This window comes from Sphingobium sp. RC1, from assembly GCF_059738765.1.
The window spans coordinates 272,647-292,526 of the sequence record NZ_AP027308.1 but is presented as its reverse complement, the minus strand read 5'-3'; the positions used below and the strand labels follow the sequence as shown (position 1 = coordinate 292,526).

Annotated in this window: 18 protein-coding genes, 1 tRNA gene and 1 pseudogene; 9 read left to right on the top strand and 11 right to left on the bottom strand. The window is 60.4% G+C overall.

Features of this window, described 5'->3' with window-relative positions; genetic code table 11:
* Window positions 1-2: 2 nt before the first annotated feature.
* The 4 genes from AC6JBC_RS15390 (at window position 3) to AC6JBC_RS15375 (ending at window position 3,128) form a co-directional block, all read left to right on the top strand.
* On the top strand, window positions 3-545 hold the full coding sequence (locus tag AC6JBC_RS15390; RefSeq protein ID WP_498026349.1) for an RES family NAD+ phosphorylase: 543 nt from the start codon (window positions 3-5) through the stop codon (window positions 543-545).
* A gap of 256 nt (window positions 546-801) precedes the next feature.
* On the top strand, window positions 802-1,827 hold the full coding sequence (locus AC6JBC_RS15385) for an alpha/beta fold hydrolase (protein ID WP_498026348.1): 1,026 nt from the start codon (window positions 802-804) through the stop codon (window positions 1,825-1,827).
* A gap of 106 nt (window positions 1,828-1,933) precedes the next feature.
* Window positions 1,934-2,215 carry a hypothetical protein gene (locus AC6JBC_RS15380; RefSeq protein WP_498026347.1) on the top strand — a complete coding sequence of 94 codons (282 nt, stop codon included), beginning with the start codon at window positions 1,934-1,936 and terminating at the stop codon, window positions 2,213-2,215.
* A gap of 106 nt (window positions 2,216-2,321) precedes the next feature.
* Window positions 2,322-3,128, top strand: coding sequence for a class I SAM-dependent methyltransferase (locus AC6JBC_RS15375; protein WP_498026346.1), 807 nt, complete (start codon window positions 2,322-2,324; stop codon window positions 3,126-3,128).
* A 52-nt stretch (window positions 3,129-3,180) separates the two neighbouring features.
* Here AC6JBC_RS15375 and AC6JBC_RS15370 read toward each other — a convergent pair whose 3' ends face one another.
* The 3 genes and pseudogenes from AC6JBC_RS15370 to AC6JBC_RS15360 all read right to left on the bottom strand — a co-directional run bounded on the left by AC6JBC_RS15370 (window position 3,181) and on the right by AC6JBC_RS15360 (window position 5,098).
* A complete protein-coding gene (locus AC6JBC_RS15370) occupies window positions 3,181-4,515 on the bottom strand; it encodes a site-specific integrase (protein WP_498026514.1) in 1,335 nt (444 codons plus the stop codon).
* Window positions 4,516-4,752: 237 nt separating this feature from the next.
* Window positions 4,753-4,920 (bottom strand): annotated as a pseudogene (locus AC6JBC_RS15365) (DUF6538 domain-containing protein); the annotation flags it as partial.
* A gap of 103 nt (window positions 4,921-5,023) precedes the next feature.
* A tRNA-Gln gene (locus AC6JBC_RS15360) sits at window positions 5,024-5,098 on the bottom strand.
* A gap of 122 nt (window positions 5,099-5,220) precedes the next feature.
* On the opposite strand from AC6JBC_RS15360, the gene AC6JBC_RS15355 reads away from it, so the two are divergent.
* Both AC6JBC_RS15355 and AC6JBC_RS15350 read left to right on the top strand, forming a co-directional pair.
* Complete coding sequence (locus AC6JBC_RS15355) at window positions 5,221-5,742, top strand: MarR family winged helix-turn-helix transcriptional regulator (protein WP_449469244.1); 522 nt, start codon at window positions 5,221-5,223, stop codon at window positions 5,740-5,742.
* 63 nt (window positions 5,743-5,805) lie between these two features.
* Window positions 5,806-6,120: a hypothetical protein gene (locus tag AC6JBC_RS15350; RefSeq protein ID WP_498026345.1), complete on the top strand. Its 315-nt coding sequence runs from the start codon at window positions 5,806-5,808 to the stop codon at window positions 6,118-6,120.
* A 45-nt stretch (window positions 6,121-6,165) separates the two neighbouring features.
* Here AC6JBC_RS15350 and AC6JBC_RS15345 read toward each other — a convergent pair whose 3' ends face one another.
* Window positions 6,166-6,993, bottom strand: a complete 828-nt coding sequence (locus AC6JBC_RS15345; protein WP_498026344.1) for a transglutaminase family protein — start codon at window positions 6,991-6,993, stop codon at window positions 6,166-6,168.
* A 126-nt stretch (window positions 6,994-7,119) separates the two neighbouring features.
* Here AC6JBC_RS15345 and AC6JBC_RS15340 point away from each other — a divergent pair, with 126 nt between their 5' ends.
* Complete coding sequence (locus tag AC6JBC_RS15340; RefSeq protein ID WP_498026343.1) at window positions 7,120-7,383, top strand: hypothetical protein; 264 nt, start codon at window positions 7,120-7,122, stop codon at window positions 7,381-7,383.
* Here AC6JBC_RS15340 and AC6JBC_RS15335 read toward each other — a convergent pair.
* The 3 genes from AC6JBC_RS15335 to AC6JBC_RS15325 are packed head-to-tail and all read right to left on the bottom strand — an operon-like array spanning window position 7,318 to window position 13,140.
* Window positions 7,318-9,192 carry a response regulator gene (locus AC6JBC_RS15335; RefSeq protein WP_498026342.1) on the bottom strand — a complete coding sequence of 625 codons (1,875 nt, stop codon included), beginning with the start codon at window positions 9,190-9,192 and terminating at the stop codon, window positions 7,318-7,320. The genes AC6JBC_RS15340 and AC6JBC_RS15335 overlap by 66 nt on opposite strands.
* On the bottom strand, window positions 9,182-10,045 hold the full coding sequence (locus AC6JBC_RS15330; RefSeq protein WP_498026341.1) for a CheR family methyltransferase: 864 nt from the start codon (window positions 10,043-10,045) through the stop codon (window positions 9,182-9,184). Before AC6JBC_RS15330 ends, AC6JBC_RS15335 begins: the two co-directional genes overlap by 11 nt.
* Window positions 10,042-13,140, bottom strand: coding sequence for a response regulator (locus tag AC6JBC_RS15325; RefSeq protein WP_498026340.1), 3,099 nt, complete (start codon window positions 13,138-13,140; stop codon window positions 10,042-10,044). The genes AC6JBC_RS15330 and AC6JBC_RS15325 overlap by 4 nt, the downstream gene beginning before the upstream one ends.
* Window positions 13,141-13,381: 241 nt before the next feature.
* On the opposite strand from AC6JBC_RS15325, the gene AC6JBC_RS15320 reads away from it, so the two are divergent.
* Window positions 13,382-14,707, top strand: coding sequence for an MFS transporter (locus AC6JBC_RS15320; protein ID WP_498026339.1), 1,326 nt, complete (start codon window positions 13,382-13,384; stop codon window positions 14,705-14,707).
* Between the two features lie 86 nt (window positions 14,708-14,793).
* Window positions 14,794-15,084, top strand: a complete 291-nt coding sequence (locus AC6JBC_RS15315; protein ID WP_498026338.1) for a hypothetical protein — start codon at window positions 14,794-14,796, stop codon at window positions 15,082-15,084.
* Between the two features lie 108 nt (window positions 15,085-15,192).
* Here the strand turns inward: AC6JBC_RS15315 and AC6JBC_RS15310 are convergent, their stop codons facing one another.
* Genes AC6JBC_RS15310 through AC6JBC_RS15295 form a run of 4 tightly spaced genes read right to left on the bottom strand, consistent with a single transcriptional unit; the run spans window position 15,193 to window position 19,827 of the window.
* On the bottom strand, window positions 15,193-15,981 hold the full coding sequence (locus AC6JBC_RS15310; protein WP_498026337.1) for a DeoR/GlpR family DNA-binding transcription regulator: 789 nt from the start codon (window positions 15,979-15,981) through the stop codon (window positions 15,193-15,195).
* A 19-nt stretch (window positions 15,982-16,000) separates the two neighbouring features.
* The gene (locus AC6JBC_RS15305) at window positions 16,001-17,245 is read right to left on the bottom strand and encodes an MFS transporter (protein ID WP_464795195.1); all 1,245 of its coding nucleotides are present in this window, start codon (window positions 17,243-17,245) and stop codon (window positions 16,001-16,003) included.
* Window positions 17,245-18,396 carry an FMN-dependent L-lactate dehydrogenase LldD gene (gene lldD, locus AC6JBC_RS15300; protein WP_498026336.1) on the bottom strand — a complete coding sequence of 384 codons (1,152 nt, stop codon included), beginning with the start codon at window positions 18,394-18,396 and terminating at the stop codon, window positions 17,245-17,247. Before lldD ends, AC6JBC_RS15305 begins: the two co-directional genes overlap by 1 nt.
* A gap of 12 nt (window positions 18,397-18,408) precedes the next feature.
* Entirely contained in the window at window positions 18,409-19,827 is a 1,419-nt protein-coding gene (locus tag AC6JBC_RS15295) for an FGGY-family carbohydrate kinase (protein ID WP_498026335.1), read from the bottom strand.
* Window positions 19,828-19,880 lie beyond the last annotated feature (53 nt).

Below are 19,880 nucleotides of genomic sequence, written 5' to 3'. Positions count from 1 at the left end.
CAATGGCGAACGATCTGAGCCCAGGCTTGCGAACGGTCAGCGGCAAGTTTTTCCGGTCTGTTCTCGCAGATCGGGTAGATGACGTTCTTGCGCCTCCCCGGCCAGAGAGCGCAGGGCGCTACCATCGTCCGGGCCAAGCCGTACTCTACATGAGTCCGCGCCTGGAATGGGCGATGATCGCAGTTTCGGGCTACATCCGAGAAGATGGTCGGCCACGTGTCGTAGTGCCACTGATCGTAGGCGAAGCCCATGTGCTCGATCAGCATGATGAGCGTGTCTGTCGAGTCCTCGGCATCAACCGCGATTTGTCGAATGCGGGCTGGCGACAGGCGTTGGAGGCCGGACAGGAGCCTCCCTCATGGCGTAACGCGGATAAAGCGCGTGCGGCGGGCGCAGATGGCATAATCGATCGTTCACGCATGATCCCGGGCGGATGGCACGTGAACCTATTTCGATGGAATGAGCTTGGAGGCCCAACGGTATCGGTTACCGGAGAGGCAATTCCAATTCATCTATCGAGCGATGGACCAAAATGGGGCTTGTAGTCGTCGCTGCAAATGACTGCTCTTCGAGCTTGTTCTCCCACCAGCCGCCATTCAGCAACCCACCCAGCATCGTCGCTCCCTACCTGCGAATTACTCCAAGCGGCCGGTAACGTGCTGGCCGGGTCCGGGTTTGGAAAACTGCCCAGCGGTAGGCGACCAAAGCGCGTCGTCCACACGAACACCCTTGATCCAGATTGCAGACTGGCAGCTTCCCTGCCACGATCATCCATAGGAGAAGCAATAAGGGGATGTAGCTTTGAGTGACGGTGACCCTTACGCAGCCGGACGCGCTCTTCTCACCGAAATGCAGCGCTTGCCTATGCCGGACGCAGTCGATGAGAAACTCGCCCTTGATTTGGGCGGAGCCCGGCAGGTTGTCGCAGTCCGTGGCACCGACGCCTCGAACCCGATCATTGTCTTCGTCCATGGTGGCCCAGCATCAACAGAGCTTCCGATTGCCTGGACCTATCAAAGGCCGTGGGAAGATTTCTTCACCGTCGCGCACTGGGATCAGCGTGGTGCAGGCCTGTCCTATCCACTTAACGATCCAGAGACGCTTGGGCCTACGCTGTCGCTCGACCGTTACCGCGACGACGCCATCGAACTGATTGAGTGGCTTTGCAAGCGCTACGAAAAGCGGAAGGTTATTCTCGTTGGTCACAGCTGGGGCTCCGCCGTGGGCCTAGCGGTCGCAATCAAACGCCCCGAACTTCTCTACGCTTATGTGGGTGTCGCCCAGGTTATAGATTTCCTCCAAAATGAGCGCGAGGGCTACGCTTGGACTTTGTCTGAAGCGACCAGAACGGACAACAGCGACGCATTAGCGGAATTGACTGCAATCTCACCTTATCCAAAGGATCAAGCCCTCGACCTCGAAAAGACGCGAGCTGAGCGCAAGTGGGTACGCACCTTCGGCGGCTTCGCGGCTTACAGGAATGAGACAGGCTTTCATTCACACTCTTTTTTGCTTTCGCCGGCGCATAGTCTTGCCGATGGCAAAGCCATCGGGGATGGCTTCGCATTCACAATGCCACGCGTTTGGCCGCAGCTTGCGTCAATCAGCTTCTCTGGCGTCAAACATCTCGAAATTCCGGTACTGCTATTTCTCGGGCGTCATGATCGCGTTAGTTCGCCTCACATTGCGGAGCAATGGCTCGCAGAAATAGCCGCACCGGTTAAGGAGACAGTGTGGTTTGAACATTCTGCTCATCTACCCATGTTCGAGGAACCGGGCAGATTCCTTGCCGCGCTTACCGGACGTGTTGCTCCGCTGACCGGCTAATGGAAACAGTCCTGATCGCCGAAGCATCTCCTCAGCTATAGGCACATGCTGACGATCAGGTGCTCGTTCTTTTCTCTAGACAGCGGGCGGAGGCAATATGCTAATCTTGGCACAGATCGATCTTTCCGGCGCGGACCTTGATCTTTTTGAAGAGTATGAGTCCAAGGCACTCAAATTGTTGGCGCAATATGGAGCAAGGATTGAGGAGCGGCTTCGCTCTATTAATGGGTGCTTTGAAGTTCATCTTCTTTATTTTCCGGACGCCGCATCCTTGGAGCTTTATCGTTCTGATCCTACCCGAGCGGCGCTTCAGGGGACGTGGCTCCGTTCGGGCGCTCAGTCAGCTTTGATGGAGGTTGAACGGTTGCAATCGCCCCATGCGCAATAACCTGACTGATAGGTCGCGACCAATTCCGGTCGTCGCTGGTTGACAGTGCTGTTCCTAAAAGTAGAAGTTATCATTGCGTTAATTCCAACGGATTTTGGTAGTCCAATTGGCTGAGAACCTGCTTGACGTTGCTGACCGCGCGCGGGTTGTGCTTGCCGAGCTAATTGACTTGCAAATGTCTCCCCTTGGTTTAGCAGCCATGAATGCTCTTGGGTCCATGACAGGAAAAACCGTTCTGGACGTTGGGTGTGGCACAGGCCAATCGACGCTCCAGCTCGCCGAGCGAACGGGATCCTCTGGATGTGTGATCGGTGTCGATATAGCGCCGCATTCTCTGGAGGCCGCACGTGCGAGAGCAGGTCATCTACCATGGGTTAAGCTGGAAAAGGCAGATGCCGCCTGTCTCGATTTACCGGATCAGAGCATCGATATCATCTACTCTCGCTTTGGAGTCATGTTTTTCGCCGACCCCATTCAGGCGTTTGGCAACCTACGGCGGATGCTGCGTCCAAGCGGTCGGATAGGATTTGTGTGCTGGCAACCAATCGCAGAAAACGAGTTGGACTACCTTCCGCTGGAGGCAGCGGGTTTAAAGTTGGCCAATGCACCCCATGTCAGCTTCGAACAACCGCTTCGCATCAGAGATGTTCTACATGGGGCAGGCTTCGCGGAAATTGCGGTCGATCCATTCGAGACAGAGGTTTCTTGTGGTGACGTCGACAAGACGATGACGGTGGTGATGCAGGTTGGCGCGCTTGGCAAGGCTCTGCGCGACGAGCCGCACTTTCGTGATGAGGTTGAACCGCGCGTTCGCGCGGTGATAAATGCCCGGGCGATGGAAGCGGGCGTGAACTTGAGCGCGGCCACATGGATCGTTACGGCGTCCAACGCCCGCGACTCAACCGTCAGTTAGAGACTTACTCGGCGTAAAAGCAGACAGTCCGCCTTCCACCCTTCTTAGTCATTCAGCCTGCCCGATGATCGAGCTGACCGGAAGCAGCCGACAGGTGCGAAAGATCGACGCCTATATCGATCTTATCGATTGCCTCCTTCAAGTTGGCGACGGTCAGCCCTTTGTTGTAGCGGGCCGTTTCGCCCGCTGTGGCGTGGCCGGTCACTTCATCAATGACAGAGTCGGAGACGCCTGTGCGCTTCATGAACGTGGTTGCACTATGACGGAAGGAGTGGAAATCCAGCCCTGGGGCATAGAGCGCCGTATCACGCCGATAGCGCGTGAACCATTTCGAATAATTGTGGCCCAGCCGGTCATCCGCGCCGCCCGGCTGTAGATTCGGAAATAACAGATGGGCCGGCTGTTCCCGCAGTTGGTCGGCGTACCGGAGCAAGCCCAGCGCGATAAGGGTGTGATGGATCGGCACCCTACGGATCGCATTGCTGTTTTTGAGTTGTCGGCCCTCGCCCTCCCTGAGATCGAAAACCCAAATCCCTTCCGCTTGGCGCACGTCCTCCAAACGCAGCTGGCAGATTTCCTCCTGGCGCATTCCGGAGAACACAGCGATCAGGGGTAGCCAGAATTTCTCGTCGCGGATGATATGCGTCCCCGGCTTCGAGCGCCGATGTTCCGATTGGCAGCCCGCCCATATAGGCGTTTTGAACAGTGCCTCCAGATTCTCGCTAGTCCACATGTGCCGCTGATCCCGTGCGCGCTTTGCAGCGACGAATTTCCAGTCGTTGAAGATATTGGTCGTCGCTGTGGCCTGTTCGATAGCGCTATCCCACAGAGTGGACAAGGCTGCGAAATGTCGCTGCACGGTACGCGACGACAAACGCGCAACATCTTTGTCACGGGTCTGCTCTACGATCTGCTGCGCCGACAGGTCACGGAATTTCACGGCCTTGCTGTAGTTGGCGGGCAGATCCTCCAGAAGCGCCTTGAAGCGCGCCGCGTCGGTGCGGACATAATGGCCGAGAGGTTGGTCGCCCGCGAACTCGCAGAAGAGGGAATAGGTCGCGCGTGCCTGAAGGTAAGTCTGGCGCTCCCAAACCTTGCGGCGCAGTTGGGCCTCTCTGAATTTCTCGGCGGCCTCGGAAAAATTGGGACCTGCAATAAACGGGGGCGATTCGACATAGGTTGTTGACGGCACTGATATGGGAAGCTTCGGGCTCTCCCGAAGCGCCTCCACGAGAAGCTTGTCGCGCGGTTCATAGTTGAAATCGCCTTCTGCCCTCGCGCGCAGGGTCTCGGCCACTTCGACGCCCGCACGCAACATCGCATGACCGACCTTCCGAACGCTCAGCTTGTCGAACTTCGCATCCAGCCCGTAGCGGCGCGCCAGCATAACGGAGGTGATCTCCCGCACAGTCCCATAGGCATTCTCGGCAAGATGTTCCTTCGCGCTTTCCGCCAGTTGCCGGTAATGCTCCGCTCGCGCTTCCCGGAACTGATCTGGCACGTCGGCCATCAAACGGTGATGATCGTCCTTGGCGAGAATCGTAGAGTAAAAATCCTTCACCAGCGCCGCGATATCCTCATCGCTCAGCATGGGCGCGCTCTCGACAACCACGAACAATTCCTCCGACCGCAGATACAGGCAGCGCGACAGGAACCGCGCTTCTCCTGCTTGGTGCGTGTGGAGGCTGCATGTCAATTCGCTGCGTGCCAGCCGTACCCGCAACGCCGACGGCACCGCCCTCCGGAAATGATAGACGCCCCCGCGCCTGACCGTATTCGGGATGGCTCCCATCCGCACAAAGCCCCAACTTTGTAGCAGGGCTCTGTAGCAAATGCCCCACCACGGTTCCGGCGTCGTCCGAAAAGCCAGGTTTGGCAGTATGTTGGGAAAAACTTGGCTGGGGCGGCAGGATTCGAACCTGCGCATGGCGGCATCAAAAGCCGCTGCCTTACCGCTTGGCGACGCCCCAGCATGTGTGCGGCGACCGCCGCGCGGGACGGCATATAGCGTCTGTTGCGCGAAAGGAAAGCCTAGTCATGTCACGATGGCTTCGCCAATATGCGGGCTTCGAAATCTTCCTGGACGCCTCGCATGAATGCAAACAGTTCGCCCGCCAACGCACCGGTTTCGCAGATCACGCCTGCGTCGCCCCTCTTCCTGCGCGAGGATGAGATTCGGCGGGGGATCGAGATGCTGTATTTCGGCTATTCCGCGCTTACCCGGTCGATCGACGACGGGCTTGCGGCACAGGGGCTAGGGCGTGCGCATCACCGCGCGCTCTATTTTATTTCGCGTCAGCCGGACCTGACAGTGAAGGAGTTGCTGCGCTTGCTGTCCATCACCAAGCAGTCGCTGGGCAGGGTGCTCAATGACCTGATAGAGCGTGGTTATATCGAAACGCGGCAGGGGGCCAGCGACCGGCGGCAGAAGCTGTTGCGGCTCAGCGCGTCGGGCAAGATGCTGGAGGCCGAGCTGTTCCGCGCACTGCGTGAAAAGATGGCGGCGGCTTATGCGCAGGCGGGGCAGGGGTCGGTGACGGGCTTCTGGCGCGTGCTGGAAGGCTTGATCCCCGACGCGGATCGATCGATGGTTTCCGGCCTGCGTAGCCGCTGACTCACAGGCAACCATAAGGCTGGCTAACGGTTGGGCTGCGTTTGACAGCAAGATGAGGGAAGCATGAAAGCATCAATTGTGGCCGCTTTGGTGATTGTCGCGGGGATGGGCCTGTCCGCCTGCTCGGAAAAGGCAGCTGACAGCCTCGAGAATGCGGGATCAGCGATTGGCAATGACGTCAGCCGGGCGGTCGATCAGGCAGGAGCGAAGATCGACAATGGTCTCGATCATGCCGAGCGGGCGATCGACAGGGGCACGAACCAGATCGGGGTGGCGGCGAGCAATGCCACGAATGATGCAAGGCGCGAGGCCCGGGAAGCGAAGGAAGATGCAGGCGCCGCCATGGAACGCGCGGGGAATGACTTGAGGAGGGATTGAACAAGTGACGGGAGTCTCAGGGCCAAGATCCTCACGCCCGATCACTCACGCCTGAGATTGGCCGGATAACCGGCTGAGCGCTGCGGCAACATAGCGGCGGCGCTCAGGATCTCGGCTTATCTCCAGCATGGCGCACAGACTTCCACGGGCGGCTTCCACCTCGCCATGTTCCAACTGCAATCGGGCAAGCGCCCACCAGCCTGCATCATGTTCGGGTGCAACCACCGTCATGCGCTCATAAATCGAGCAGGCACGCCATGTGTCGCTCGCCTGTTCCGCCCGAGTGGCCTGATTGAGGAGCAGGCGCACAAGGGTCATGCGGTTCGACATTGGCTCAAGCGTCGAAACGTCTTGCCTGCCCGTCGATGCGGCGACGGTGAGAAGCCCGGCCACTTGCCCGTCCTGCACCAGCGCACCGCGTCGGAAAGGATCGATGATCGCCGGAGCCTCATCAGGCCCAATGCTGATCAGGACATGACCGGGCGTGTTCAGCGCATGCGCTTGCCATCCGGCGCGGCGGGCGGCAGCGACATAAAGGATGGAAAGGCTGACCGGCAGTCCCCTTCGACGATCCAGCACCCGAATCATGTCGCCGTTCAAGGGCGCGTCATAGCTCAGGCTATCGCCTTCAAAGCCGAACTCGCCGCTGAATATATGCGCGAGAAGGGCGCCCTGCGCTTCTCCCGTTTGCAGATCATCGTCGTCGATGTCCGCTCGTTCCGCCTCGATCGCGTCGCCTATTTCGCGCAGCAGGGCCAGATAGGGTTCGACGTCGATCCCTTCATGGTCAAGAGCGCTCAACATCAAGGCGGCGCTGTCGAGCTCAATCTCTTCGTCAGCCAGCAAGCCGATATAAGCAATGCTCTCGTTCATGCGCGCACCGGGCAGTGGGCCGTAAGCGAAAGCCGATGGAGTAGGAGGGAGGCGGCAGTGAATTTTTCCATGCCCCCTACATGGTGGCTGTTGCGCGAATTTGCACCATCTATGGTAGGAAAGGGCATGGCGAAGCGGAAAAGACGATATCTGACAGCAACGATGCCGGATGGATATGTTAAGCGGATCGGGCCGACGACCGACCCCTTCACCCATTATTGGCGGATCGTTGCCGAACTGGAAAATGGCAAAACGGAAATATTCTGGGGACATGTTAAATCGCTCGCCGAGGCGAAGAGGAAACGTGCGGCGGCAGAGGAGGCTTCAAGGATGCGCGGGTGGCGCAGATTCCTGTTCGAAATCGCCGAATTGACTGTCGAGCCCGCCTGAAACAGCCCCGTTATTTTCCTCACACAGCTTGCCACTACAGTGCAGTAATGCCTTGGGATCGAACGGTTTGCTGATCAGCAATCGATCCTGAAACTGTTCAGGAAGGCTCTCGCGCCCATATCCTGTGACGAAGGCGAAAGGTATCTCCCTTTCCGACAACGCAGCCGCCACATCGTCCACCGGCACGCCTTGCAAATTGCCATCCAGCAGCGCGGCGTCGAAATCCGCATGCTGCATCAACGCCAGAGCCTCTTGCGCACATCCCGCTATGGTGACAGCGGCGGCGCCATCCTCCAAAATGCTGGCAATCTCCATCGCAACCAGCGGTTCATCCTCGATGATGAGGAAACTGCGCCCCGCTATCGCGCCGCCTTGCACAGCCACCGCCTCTTCGCTCAAGTTCAGGACGGAACTGGCGGTATTGATCCGGCTGATCCGTGGCCCGCACGGCAGCGTCATGGTCCAGCAAACCCCGCTTTCCTCATATTCTACGCTGGCCTGGCCGCCTTCCGCCTTCAGGCTGCGTTCGATGAGGGCCGTGCCAAACCCTCTACGTGACGGCGGAGTGACGGGAGGCCCGCCGCTTTCCACCCAGCGGATTAACAGCCGGTCCCGCTCCATCTTCCACGATAGCGACACAGTTCCCGCCGGGATGCAAAGCGCGCCATATTTATGCGCGTTGGTAACCAGCTCATGCAGGATGAGTGCGACGTGCAAAGCCAGTTCAGGCGCCAGTTCCAGTTCCGGCCCCTCGATAGTCAGTTGCCCAAGATCGATAGCGCCAATGTCAATCTGCCCATTGACCAGTTCCCGCAGCGACGCGCCTTGCCATGTCGTGCTGCTCAGCAATGAGTGCGCGCGGGCGAGGGCATGGATGCGCCCGGTGAAGGTTGGAGCAAAGTCCGACGGACCCGATGAATGCCGCAATGTCTGCACCGCGATCGCCTGAACCGAGGCGAGGGTGTTTTTAACCCGATGGTTGAGTTCCCCGATCAGCAGGCGTTGCGTATCCTCGGCCCGCTTCCTTTCCGTCACGTCCAGCACCTGGACATTGACCGACACGAGCCGCCCCTGCCCATTGAGCAGCGCAGAACAATAGCATTCGCATTCCAACGTCGGCCCCTCGGCCGTCCGCATGCGCAGATGTTGAACCGCGCGAACGGATCGCCCGGCGATAAGGTCACTCATCAGGCTGTCGAACGTGGCCTCGTCTTCCGGGTCGATCCATTTCAGCTCGTCCGCCTTGAAACCAGCGACTTCCGGCGCCCGCCATCCAAACAGCCGCTCTGCCCCGTTGGACCATGCCACGATGTGTCGTCCGGCATCGAATTCGATGATCGCCAGCGGGGAATTGTCACTATGGGCATGCAGCCGGGCGAGGGCGGCGGCAATCTCGTCGCGCTGCCGGGCCAGTTCCTGCCGCTGCCCGAATAGCTCGACGAAAACCGCCGTCTTGTTGCGCAGGATATGCGCATCGACCGGCTTCAGCAGATAATCGACTGCGCCTGCTTCATACCCGCGAAAGCGGCGCCGTTCATCGGTCGCGACCGCCGTCAGAAATATGATGGGGACCCTGCGTGTCCGTTCGGTGCCGCGCATCAGTTCGGCGAGTTCAAAGCCGTCCATGCCCGGCATCTGCACGTCCAGCAGTGCCAGTGCGACATCATGCACCAGCAGCAGTTCGAGTGCCTGAACGCCAGACCGCGCCTTGAGCAGTTCGATGCCTTCCCCCGCGAACAGGGCATCCAACGCCGTCAGATTTTCCTCAACGTCATCGACAGCCAGGATCTTGGGCTTTTCAGGCGGCATGGCGCAGATCCTCCATATCCTTGACGTTGCGGCGGTAGATTTTTTCAGCCTCGTGGAAGTCGGCGAAGGCCTCGGAATAGCGGGAAAAGCGGAGCGTCTCCTTTGATCCCAGCCCCAGGAACCCGCCGCGCACCAGCGATCCGCCGAACAGCCCAAGCGCACGGTCCTGCAAGTCCCGATCGAAATAGATCAGCACATTGCGGCTCGATACCAGCTGCACTTCGGCAAACACCTCGTCACTGGCGAGATTATGCTCGGCGAACACCGCGCGGCGGCGCAGCGTCTTGTCGAACACTGCCGCGCCATAGGCTGCGGTATAATAGTCGGACAGCGACCGCTTGCCGCCAGCCAGCCGGTGATTTTCCGTAAACTGCGCGATCCGGTCGAGATCATATATCCCTGCCTCCGCCTTCTTGAGCGCGGCGGGACTGATATCCGTGCAATAAAAGATCGTGCGATCTTCCAGCCCTTCTTCTCGGAACAGGATCGCCAGCGAATAAAATTCCTCGCCATTGGCGCAGCCCGCGATCCAGATCTTGAGCGAAGGATAGGTGCGAAGGTGCGGCACCACCATTTCCCGCAGCGCGCGGAAATAGGCCGGATCACGAAACATCTCGCTCACTTGGATGGTCAGGAAACCCATCAGGTCTGCGAACACCGCCGGCTCGCGCAGCAGCAGATGCTGGAGTTGCGACAGGCTTTCGCATTCATGCCGTTGCTGCGCGCGGGCCAGGCGCCTGTGAAGCGAACCACGCGAATAGCCGCGAAAATCATAATGATAATGCCGCCAAAGTGCCTCCAGCAGCAAATCGAGTTCCAACTCCTCGTGAGGCGCAAATATCTCCTCGCTCATCGCGGCATCCACACGCGCGTGAGGCTCAGCAGCTTGTCGACATCGAGCGGCTTGGCAAGATAGTCGTTCGCGCCCGCGTCCAGGCAATCCTGCTGGTCGCGCGCCATCGCCTTGGCGGTCAGCGCAATGATCGGCATCTGCCTGCCCCAAGGCTGCGACCGGATTTCGCGCGTGGCGGTCAAGCCGTCCATCTCCGGCATCATCACGTCCATCAGCACCAGATCGACCGGATCGGAAAGGCCGCGCGCCGCCTCGTCCAGCGTCTGGAGCGCCTCGCGCCCGTTGCGCGCGATACGCACCTTCGCGCCGTGCGGCTCGAATATGGAGGTGAGGGCATAGACGTTGCGAATATCGTCCTCAACCACCAGGATTTCACGCCCATCCAGCGCCGCGTCGCGGTTCAACGACTTGGCGATCAGCGCCTGTTGCGGTTCGGGCAGGTCCGACACGACCTGATGCAGGAACAGCGTTACCTCATCCAGCAGTCGCTCAGGCGACTTCGCGCCCTTGACGATGATCGACTTGCTGTACCGCCGCAGCCGCATCTCCTCTTCCTGGGCGAGGTCGCGCCCAGTGTAGACGATGACGGGCGGGAAGCCGACGGCTTCGTCGGCGCTCAGGCGCTCCAGCAGGTCGAGGCCGGACGCATCGGGCAGGTTGAGGTCCAGCACCATGCAGTCGAATGTTTCGCGCCCAAGCAGTTCGAAACATCGCGCAGCGGAATGCGCCTCCACCGTCTCGACATCGCGCGACGCCAGCAGCAGCTTGACGCTTTCGGCCTGCTGCGCATCATCCTCCACCACCAGAACGCGGCGCATGCGCTGCGCCATGCGTGCTTCCAGCCCTTCCAGCATCTCGACCAGCGCGTCGCGCTTCACCGGCTTGAACAGATAACCGATCGCGCCGCTTGAAAGTGCCGCCTGGCTGTCATCATCCACTGACACCACATGCACCGGGATATGGCGGGTGCGTACGTCGCGCTTGATCCGGTCCAGCACGGACAGGCCGGTATGATCGGGCAGGTTCATGTCCAGAATGACGGCATTGGGCACATATTGCCGTGCCATCAGAGCGCCCTCATCCGCGGTGCTGGCGATCAGGCACTGAAAATTCAGTTCATGCGCGACATCGCAAAGGATCTTGGCGAAAACAGGATCATCCTCAACGATCAGGATGACGCGGGCGTCCCCCGACAATCTTTCGCGATCGTCCTGCGCAGCGGGGCCTCGGCGCGGGCGGCTAGGCTTGGGATTGGATGGCGCGGATCGGAACTGCTCGGCAGGCCGTATCCTGTCCGCCGATGCCGCTGCCGCGCCGTCATATCGCTCGGGCAGGATCAGCGTGAAGGCGCTGCCTTCGCCAGCGGTGCTTTCTACCTGCACTTCGCCGCCCAGCAACCGGGCGAGTTCACGCGAAATGGAAAGGCCAAGGCCAGTGCCGCCATATTTCCGGCTGACCGTGCCGTCCGCCTGGCGGAACGCTTCGAAAATCACCTGCTGCTGCTCGGCCGGGATGCCGACGCCTGTGTCGCGCACGGTAAACGCAATGCGCCCATCGGGCGTGCTGCTGACGCTCAGCTTGACCGATCCGCGCTCGGTAAACTTTATCGCGTTCGACAGGAAATTTTTCAACACCTGTTCGATCCGCTGAGGATCGCTTTCCATCTCGGTTGGTGCGTTGGGGGAGGGGTTTGCGTCGAACGCCAGCCCCTTGGACTGCGCGGACGGCGCGAATATCGCGTCCATCTTCTCGGTGAGCGCGCGGATGCTCATGCGGCGGGGCTGCAATTCCAGCTTGCCCGCTTCGATCTTCGAAATGTCGAGAATGTCGTTGATCAAGGTCAGCAGGTCATTGCCCGACGTTTCGATCGTCTCCGCATGGCGGACCTGATCGGGGGAGAGATTGCCGCCGCGATTTTCCGCCAGCAACCGTGCCATGATCAACAGCGAATTCAACGGGGTGCGCAGTTCGTGGCTCATATTCGCCAGAAACTCGGATTTATAGCGGCTCGCCTGCTCCAGTTCGCCCGTCTGGTTTTGCAGCGAATGTTGTGCCCGGGTCAGATCATCGCGCTGAATCTCCAACTGTCGCGCCTGTTCCTCCAGCTGGGCGTTGGTCTGCTCCAGTTCCGCCTGCTGCGCCTCCAGCCGTGCGGCCGATTCCTGCAACTGGCGGCTTTGCTGCTCCAACTCCTCATTATTGGCGCGCAGTTCTTCGCTCTGCGCCTGCAATTCTTCCGCCTGCTGCTGCGTTTCCTCCAGCAATTCCCGCAGGCGCGCACGATATTTGCCGGAACGAATGGCAACACCCAGTTGCCCCGCGATCCTGTCGAGCAATGCCAGCGCATCGCCGTCCGCGTCCTTGGAAAGTCCGAGTTCTATGACGGCATTGATGGTGCCGTCAGCCTGCGTGGTGCTGATCAGCAGGCTGTCCGGTTTCGATTGGCCCAGCGCCGATCCATAGGACAGATAGCCCTCGGGCACATCTTTCAGGAAAAAGCTGCGGCGATCGCTCACCGCCTGACCGAGCAAGCCGTCTCCCACCGAAAAGCGTTCGGGCAGGGGTGCGTCGGCAGGAACGGCGTAGGTCGCGTAGCGGCGGAAACCCTCGCCATTGGCGATATAAAGCGCCCCTGCCTGCGCCTGAAGATAATCGGCCATGAACGTAAGGGCGCTCGACGCCAGTGTATCCAGCGGTTGCTCCCCACCCACTGCCTTGGCAAGGCCAACTTGCCCATTTTGCAACCATTCCTCCCGCGATATCGCCAGGCGGTTGCGAATGAACAGGACGCCGACAATCGCCAGGATCCAGCAGGTCACGCCCGCCAGCGAACGGTTGGTGATGGCGACTTGAGGATCGACACCGGCCGGGGCAAGGGTGAAGCCGATAATCATCAATAGTGTCGCGGCTATTGCAACGACGATCGGGACCAGTGGACGCCGGGCGACATAGGACAGCACGAGCGGCAGCAAATATGCCACCCATACGGCGGTTCCCAACGGAAAGATTATGTCGGCGAGAAAGGGAAGGGCGAGCAGGACGGCCAACGCCGCATAAAGCCCTGCCTGCGTGATCGACGATTTGACATGCTGCATTTTAAAAAAGAGCCCCTGTAACGCTTCAAGCGCACAGGAAGCTCGCTCCCCCTTTAGACCCATTCCCTGATCGAACATCCAGACCCTGCAATACAGGGCAATCAATTCCATCCCGGCGGTCTCCAACGACCCGAGCGAATATTGGTTCCACGATATTCAGGCTTCACCAATTCACGCCCTTGTTCACTCGGGCCGTTCGCCTCTATGCAGGCGTCTGGGAGCAAGAAGGGCAGGAGGGGCTATGCTGACCGGGACGAACACACCGGCCGTTGCGGCGACATCTGGCGTCAACAAGCGTGAGCTACGGACGGTCGTGGGCGCCAGCCTGATCGGCACCATGATCGAATGGTTCGACTTCTTCATCTATGGCGTGGCTTCGGCGCTGGTGTTCAACCGATTGTTCTTCCCGTCTTTCGATCCGTTGACAGGCACGCTGCTCGCCTTCTCGACCTATGCCCTCGGCTTCCTAGCCCGGCCGCTCGGCGGCGTGGTCTTCGGCCATTTCGGCGACCGGATCGGACGCAAGACGTTGCTCATGATCAGCCTGCTCACCATGGGCCTTTCCACGACTGCTATCGGCTTCCTGCCCACCTATCAGCAGATAGGAACCTGGGCGCCGATATTGCTCGTCCTGCTTCGGCTGCTTCAGGGCTTCGCCGTCGGCGGGGAGTGGGGCGGGGCAGTCCTGATCGTGGCGGAGGTCGCGCCTGCTTCGCAACGCGGCTTCTGGACCAGCTGGCCGCAGGTCGGCGCGCCCGCAGGCAACCTTCTGGCCGCTGCCGTTTTCGCCATATCTTCCGCGCTGCTGACGGAAGCGGACTTCATGGCCTGGGGCTGGCGCGTCCCGTTCCTGCTGTCGATCGTGCTGGTATTCGTGGGCTGGTGGCTCCGCCGCGCCGTTTCGGAAAGTATGGTTTTCGCGCGCGAAGCGGCGGCAGGCGGGGTCGAACGCTTCCCGGCCGTAGAGGCAATCCGGCGCAAAGGCCGCGCCTTGCTCACCGGAGCCGGGCTCCGCTTCGGCGAGAATATCTGCTACTATGTCGCCGCAACCTTCTCGATAACCTATTGGACGGAAATAAGGGGCGGCGACCGTTCGCTCGTCCTCAACGCCGTGCTGATCGGCTCTGCCCTTGAATGCCTGACCATGCCCTTCTTTGCCGCACTGTCGGACAGGATCGGACGCAGGCTTGTATATGGCGCGGGCGCGATATGCGTTGCAGCCTGGTTCACGATCTTCTTCTCGCTGCTCGACAGCGGAACGATCTGGACCGTCGGACTGGCAATCACCATCGCGATGGTAGCGCACGGCGCCATGTATGCTCCCCAGGGCGCGATGATCACCGAACTCTTCCCAACGCGCCTGCGCTATTCGGGAGCCAGCATCGCCTATCAGGCGACCTCCATCGTGGCGGGGTCTCTCGCCCCCATCATCGCCCTGTCATTATATAAGGCGAGCGGCGGAACGGGCTTGGTCGCCGCCTATGTGATAGGCGGTCTGCTCCTCACCCTGATCGCCGTGGTTGCCGCCCCCGAAACGCGCGGAGTGGATTTGAACAGCGTGACCTGATGAGAGCGACGCTCTGCTTCTTCTAGGCCGGCGACGGAACAAGCTGAAGGTCCAGCTGTTCAATATCCACCTGGAGGAGGTACAAGATGGCCGAAGTACATAAAGATCCCTATACCGGAGACCGCGTGGTCGTTCACAAGAGCAACGGCGGGCGCACTGTCGCAATCGTGCTGGTCGTCATTCTGGCAATTGTCGGCATCCTGTTTGCCACCGGCTTCTGGAAGGCCGACGTATCTGGCGGCGATGTTCCGGAAGTCAGCGTGAAGGGCGGAGAGCTTCCCAAGGTGGACGTCGATTCGAAGGCAGTAGTCGTCGGCTCCAAAAAGGAAACCATCGACGTCCCAACCGTTGGCGTGAAGGACAATGGCGAGGAGTAACACTCGCTCAAGCAAGACTTTTTGAATAGAAAGCGGGCGAGATGCCGCGATGGCTGAAAAAGCTGCCGCGATATCTCGCCTGCTCTTTATATGCTTGGCGGCAGGCGATCAAACCTCAGCGATGATCACCTTCACCCCGGCTTTATCCAGCATCTCCATCGCTCCCGGTGCGACGCCCGGATCCGTCACGACAATATCCACTTCATTCAGGCCGCAAACGATCGCGCCCGATGAAGAGGTGAATTTACTACTGTCGACCAGCAATATCACCTGTTCCGCCCGATCAATCAGGCGGCGTTCGGCGGCAACCAGGATGACGTCCTGTTGCATCACCCCCTGAGGCCCCACCGCCGCCGCGCCCATGAACAGTTTGGGCGCATGGAATCGCGGCATCGACTCTTCACCCGCAGGCGCAAGAATGATGTTCTGCTCCCTGAACAATGTCCCGGAAGGCAGCAATATCTGCGTCCCCGACTGAGGCAGCAGCGCATTGGCGATGTGCAGCGAATTGGTCAGCACCGACAGGTCCAGTCCGCCAATATGCGGGCACATCTGCAATGTCGTCGTGCCGCCATCGATCATGATGCCTTCACCATGCTGGCATAGCTGGGCGGCGGCCCGCCCGATCGATCGCTTTTGCGCCAGATTTTCCGTTATCGACTGGGCAAAGGGCGTACCCGCGAGCCGGGCGGCGCCTTCAGGCTTGCCGCCATGGCTTTCCGTCAACCTTGCACCACCACGAACACGGTGGATCACGCCCCCTTCTTCAAGGCGGGAAAGGTCACGGCGGATGGTGGCGGGGGACGCCGCAAGCCGCGATTCAAGAGCGCGATAGCTGACGAAGCCGGTAAGGCCCATTGCTTCGATGATCAGCCTTTCGCGCTCTTCCGCGTGCATTGTCCCCAAACCCCCTTGATCAGGCAGCCGCCCGTTCAGCTTCAAGCTGTTCCAGCGACTTGCCTTGGTTGCGCGGCGCCCAAAGGGTGCCGATGACGCCGCTTATGACGAGGAAGCCTGTCAAAATCCACGCCAGTGTTGTGAAGCCGGTAGCGCTCAGCATCGGCACGAAGAAGCTGAATATGCCAAGGCTGATGCGGACGATGGCGAAACACAGCCCCTGCGCCGTGGACCGGAGCATCGTCGGGAACATCTCCGAACTCCACAGCTGGAAGAAGCTCTGCGCACCGAAACCGCCGCCGAACTGGAGCAGGAAGACGTAGAGCAGCGCCACCGGGATAGTCAGTGGGAAGATGGCGAGCAACGCCATGCCGACGATCTGGATCGCCGCCGAAATCGCGAACATCGTGCGCTGGTTCACCTTGTCGGCATAGCGCATGAAGACCAGACCGATGGAAACCATGCCGATCGCGAAGGACAGCGCCTGGATCGCGACCGACTGCGCCTGTGTGGCAGCGCCAACTGTGCGCAGGATATAGGGGAAGAAGAAGCCGTTGGTTCCCGCCCACAGGTTCCAGAAACCATACATGCCAACCAGACCCAGGATGGAGGCGAGATATTTGGGCTGGAACAGCGTGGACACCGGCAATTTGGGTGTGCCTTCCTTCTGCGCGGCTTCCCAGCGCTCGGATTCCTTCATGCGCGAACGCAGGAAGGTAAGGCCAAGGGCAATCACCAGCAGATGGGCAAAGACGATGCGAGCGCCCAATTCTCCAAGGCTGGTCAGCGCCAGGCTGAGCAGCAGCACGACCACCGGACCCAGATACCACAGCACCTGCGCGACGCCTGAATGCTTGCCGCGCCTGTCATCGGGCGCTTGCTCCGCGATCAGCGACCAGGATGCCGGAATGTCGGCGCCAACCGCGACGCCAACGATCAGGAAGCCCACCACGATCATCCAAGGCGCAAAGGCAAAGACCAGCAGCGCCATGCCGACCGCGTAGACGAGCATGTCCCACTGGTAGATTTTTTTCCGGCCCAGCTTGTCGCACAACCGCCCGCCAACATAGGCACCAACGCCCGCGCCGATCGCGTTCGGGCCGAACGCGCCGATCAGGCCGATGAAGTCGTTCGACAGCTTATAATGTTCCTGCCAAAGCGCGAGTGCGGCAGAGCCGGCAACGATCGAACCAGCGTCGATATAGTTGGCAAGACCCGCAAGGATCGTATCCCGCCAATTGTCCTTCTGTGCTCCCGCACTCATTACACGTCCCTCCCGGCCAAAATGCTCTGATCTATGTCGGCGATATTGGAGCAGCCGGTGAGCGCCATCGCCACGCGCATTTCGGCTTCAATTAATTGCAGCATCTTCGTAACGCCCGCTTCCCCCTGCGCAGCCAAGGCATAGGCCCAGGCTCGGCCCAGCAGCACGCCCTTGGCGCCCAGCGCCAGCATGCGCACCACGTCCAGACCCGATCGGACGCCGCCATCGGCCAGCACGGTCAGCTTGTCGCCAACCGCCTCGGCAATCGGGGGCAGGGCGCGGGCCGTGGACAGCACGCCGTCCAGCTGTCGCCCGCCATGGTTGGACACGATGATGCCGTCCGCGCCCAGCGCAGCGGCCTCCCGCGCGTCCTCGGGGTCGAGCAGGCCCTTGATGATCAACGGCCCCTTCCATTCGGATCGGATGAAATCCAGATCGCGCCAATTGATCGACGGGTCGAAATTATTGCGCATCCAGGCGAAGAAATCTTCAATCCCGGTCTTGCCCTTGAGCACGGGAGCGACATTGCCCAGCGTATGGGGGCGGCCGCGAACGCCCACATCCCATGCCCAACCGGGCTTCATGGCGGCTTGAGCGGTACGCCAGATTGCACCCTTCAGGCCGTCCGCCCCGGCAAGCCCGCTATGATAGTCGCGATAGCGGCTGCCGGGCACCGGCATATCCACGGTGAAGACAAGCGCCGAACAATTGGCCGCCGCTGCCTGGGCCAACAGGTCCTTCATAAAGGCCCGGTCCCGGATCATGTACAGCTGAAACCAGAAAGGACGCGATGCCGCACGTGAGACTTCCTCCAGCGAACAGGCGCCCACGGTTGACAGGGTGAAGGGCACGCCAGCGCCTTCGGCCGCCTTCAGCGCCTGACATTCGCCGCGCCGTGCATTCAGCCCGGCCAGGCCGATCGGCGCGAGCGCCACCGGCAGAGCCAGCTTCTGCCCAAACAGGTTAGTCGAAAGATCGAGTTCCGAAACATCGCGCAGCACCCGCTGGCGGAGCGCGATGTCGCTGAGTTCGCTCACATTCTTGCGCAGCGTCACTTCGGCGTAAGAACCGCCATCGATATATTCGAATAGGAACCGGGGCAGGCGGCGGCGGGCGGCCTCGCGGAAATCGGCAACGCTGGCTATCGGCATTCGCGGAAACCTTTAAGAAACCATCTCACCAATTCCAGCCAACCAACTGGAACGGTAAGAGGAAATATCCTGATCCAGCGGTTTGACAAGGCTGAGCGATCCCTGCGGCTTCAGGCTCGGATCGATCAGGCGCAGTGCACCGAAGGACACATCATTATGGGCGTTGGCCGTATAGACCTGCATTTCGGGCCGCAGCGAAGCCAGAGCCCGCACGAACACCTCCGCATCGGCAAAGCGTCCCTCGACCAGCAGTCGATCGCGTGAGCCGATCAGGTCCAGCATCGTGTCGGCGACCAATGCTGCATACAGGCAGACCGCCGCGCGCCGCTGATACCAGTCTTCCGGCCGTGCAATCCAGTTGCCGCTGCCGGTGGGGTAGGGGCCAAAGCCCTGCGCCAACGTCGGCAGTAACATCGCGCCCGATAGTACGACCTCGGACACAGCGGCCAGCAAGGCTGGTTGATCGGGTTTGATATCGACGCGGCGTGTGTCAAATTCGATCACCGTCTCGATCTCGCGTCCGCCCATGAAGCGGGCCGATGGCACGGCGCATCCATAGGCATCGACGTTCACCAGGCAATCGCGCCCTTCGGCAAGGCTGCTGGTCGCCAAAGCTTCTTTCGGCAGGCGCATCGCGATGAACCAGGTGCCGGTGGATAGGATCGTCGAATCGCCCTGTGCGATCTCTTCAAATCCGCGCGCGGCGAGCAACGCCGCGTTGGAATCGTGCAGCCCGGCAAGAGCGCGGATATTGGGCGAAAGGCCGGTGCGCTCCGCCAGTTCGGGCCGGATAGTGCCCAGGCTGTCCGCGGCCTTGACCAGCGGCGCAAAACGCTTCGCCCAGCCAAGCCGTTCGGCCAGCGGTGAAAAGCGGGCCTGATCGGGCGTCCAGAGGTCGCTGTGACAGCCGAGGCTTGTCACTTCCGTCGCTGCGGTTCCCGACAGGAACCAGCCCCAATATTGAGCCCAGGGCAGCAGCGTCGCCGCCGCCATCTCGGCGGGGTAGAGGCGTTCGAGCCAGTACAGTTGCGACCCGATATTAAGGCCGTCGGGCAGGGCGGGCGAACCGGTGATCGCAAAGGCGTCGCGCTCCTTGCGATAGGCGTCCATGATCTCGTTCGGAATAGACTGCTCATAATCGAGCGGCGCGAAGGCAAGTTCATCGCCGACAAGCGCAGCCACGCCTGCGCCATGCGCGACGGGGACGATGACTTCCACAGGACTCGACGCGTAGCGCGAGAGTGATTCTGTGAGCCATGCGGCGATGCCTGCGGTGTCGAGGCGGCGAATCCCGTCCTCGATCCGCACCTCGTTCGGGCGGACCTGTCGATCCAGAATCTGGCCCTGGCGAGACCAAAGGGACACTTTGCTCAGCGTTTTGCCGATATCGACGATGATAGCGAAGCCGCGGTTCAGTTCGTCCTCCCGCATGAAACTTTTCTCATATTGTTTGATCGAATATGATCGATTAGTAACGCAAAGGA

Bases quoted from the DNA above. Each gene is read 5' to 3' on its own strand.
- AC6JBC_RS15390 (WP_498026349.1), top strand. From the start codon at position 3: ATGGCGAACGATCTGAGCCCAGGCTTGCGAACGGTCAGCGGCAAGTTT.
- AC6JBC_RS15370 (WP_498026514.1), bottom strand. From the start codon at position 4,515: ATGCTGGCGCGCCGCTACGGGCTGGATGCGAAGTTCGACAAGCTGAGC.
- AC6JBC_RS15355 (WP_449469244.1), top strand. From the start codon at position 5,221: ATGAATGCAAACAGTTCGCCCGCCAACGCACCGGTTTCGCAGATCACG.
- AC6JBC_RS15350 (WP_498026345.1), top strand. From the start codon at position 5,806: ATGAAAGCATCAATTGTGGCCGCTTTGGTGATTGTCGCGGGGATGGGC.
- AC6JBC_RS15345 (WP_498026344.1), bottom strand. From the start codon at position 6,993: ATGAACGAGAGCATTGCTTATATCGGCTTGCTGGCTGACGAAGAGATT.
- AC6JBC_RS15340 (WP_498026343.1), top strand. From the start codon at position 7,120: ATGGCGAAGCGGAAAAGACGATATCTGACAGCAACGATGCCGGATGGA.
- AC6JBC_RS15335 (WP_498026342.1), bottom strand. From the start codon at position 9,192: ATGCCGCCTGAAAAGCCCAAGATCCTGGCTGTCGATGACGTTGAGGAA.
- AC6JBC_RS15330 (WP_498026341.1), bottom strand. From the start codon at position 10,045: ATGAGCGAGGAGATATTTGCGCCTCACGAGGAGTTGGAACTCGATTTG.
- AC6JBC_RS15325 (WP_498026340.1), bottom strand. From the start codon at position 13,140: ATGCAGCATGTCAAATCGTCGATCACGCAGGCAGGGCTTTATGCGGCG.
- AC6JBC_RS15320 (WP_498026339.1), top strand. From the start codon at position 13,382: ATGCTGACCGGGACGAACACACCGGCCGTTGCGGCGACATCTGGCGTC.
- AC6JBC_RS15315 (WP_498026338.1), top strand. From the start codon at position 14,794: ATGGCCGAAGTACATAAAGATCCCTATACCGGAGACCGCGTGGTCGTT.
- AC6JBC_RS15310 (WP_498026337.1), bottom strand. From the start codon at position 15,981: ATGCACGCGGAAGAGCGCGAAAGGCTGATCATCGAAGCAATGGGCCTT.
- AC6JBC_RS15305 (WP_464795195.1), bottom strand. From the start codon at position 17,245: ATGAGTGCGGGAGCACAGAAGGACAATTGGCGGGATACGATCCTTGCG.
- lldD (WP_498026336.1), bottom strand. From the start codon at position 18,396: ATGCCGATAGCCAGCGTTGCCGATTTCCGCGAGGCCGCCCGCCGCCGC.
- AC6JBC_RS15295 (WP_498026335.1), bottom strand. From the start codon at position 19,827: ATGCGGGAGGACGAACTGAACCGCGGCTTCGCTATCATCGTCGATATC.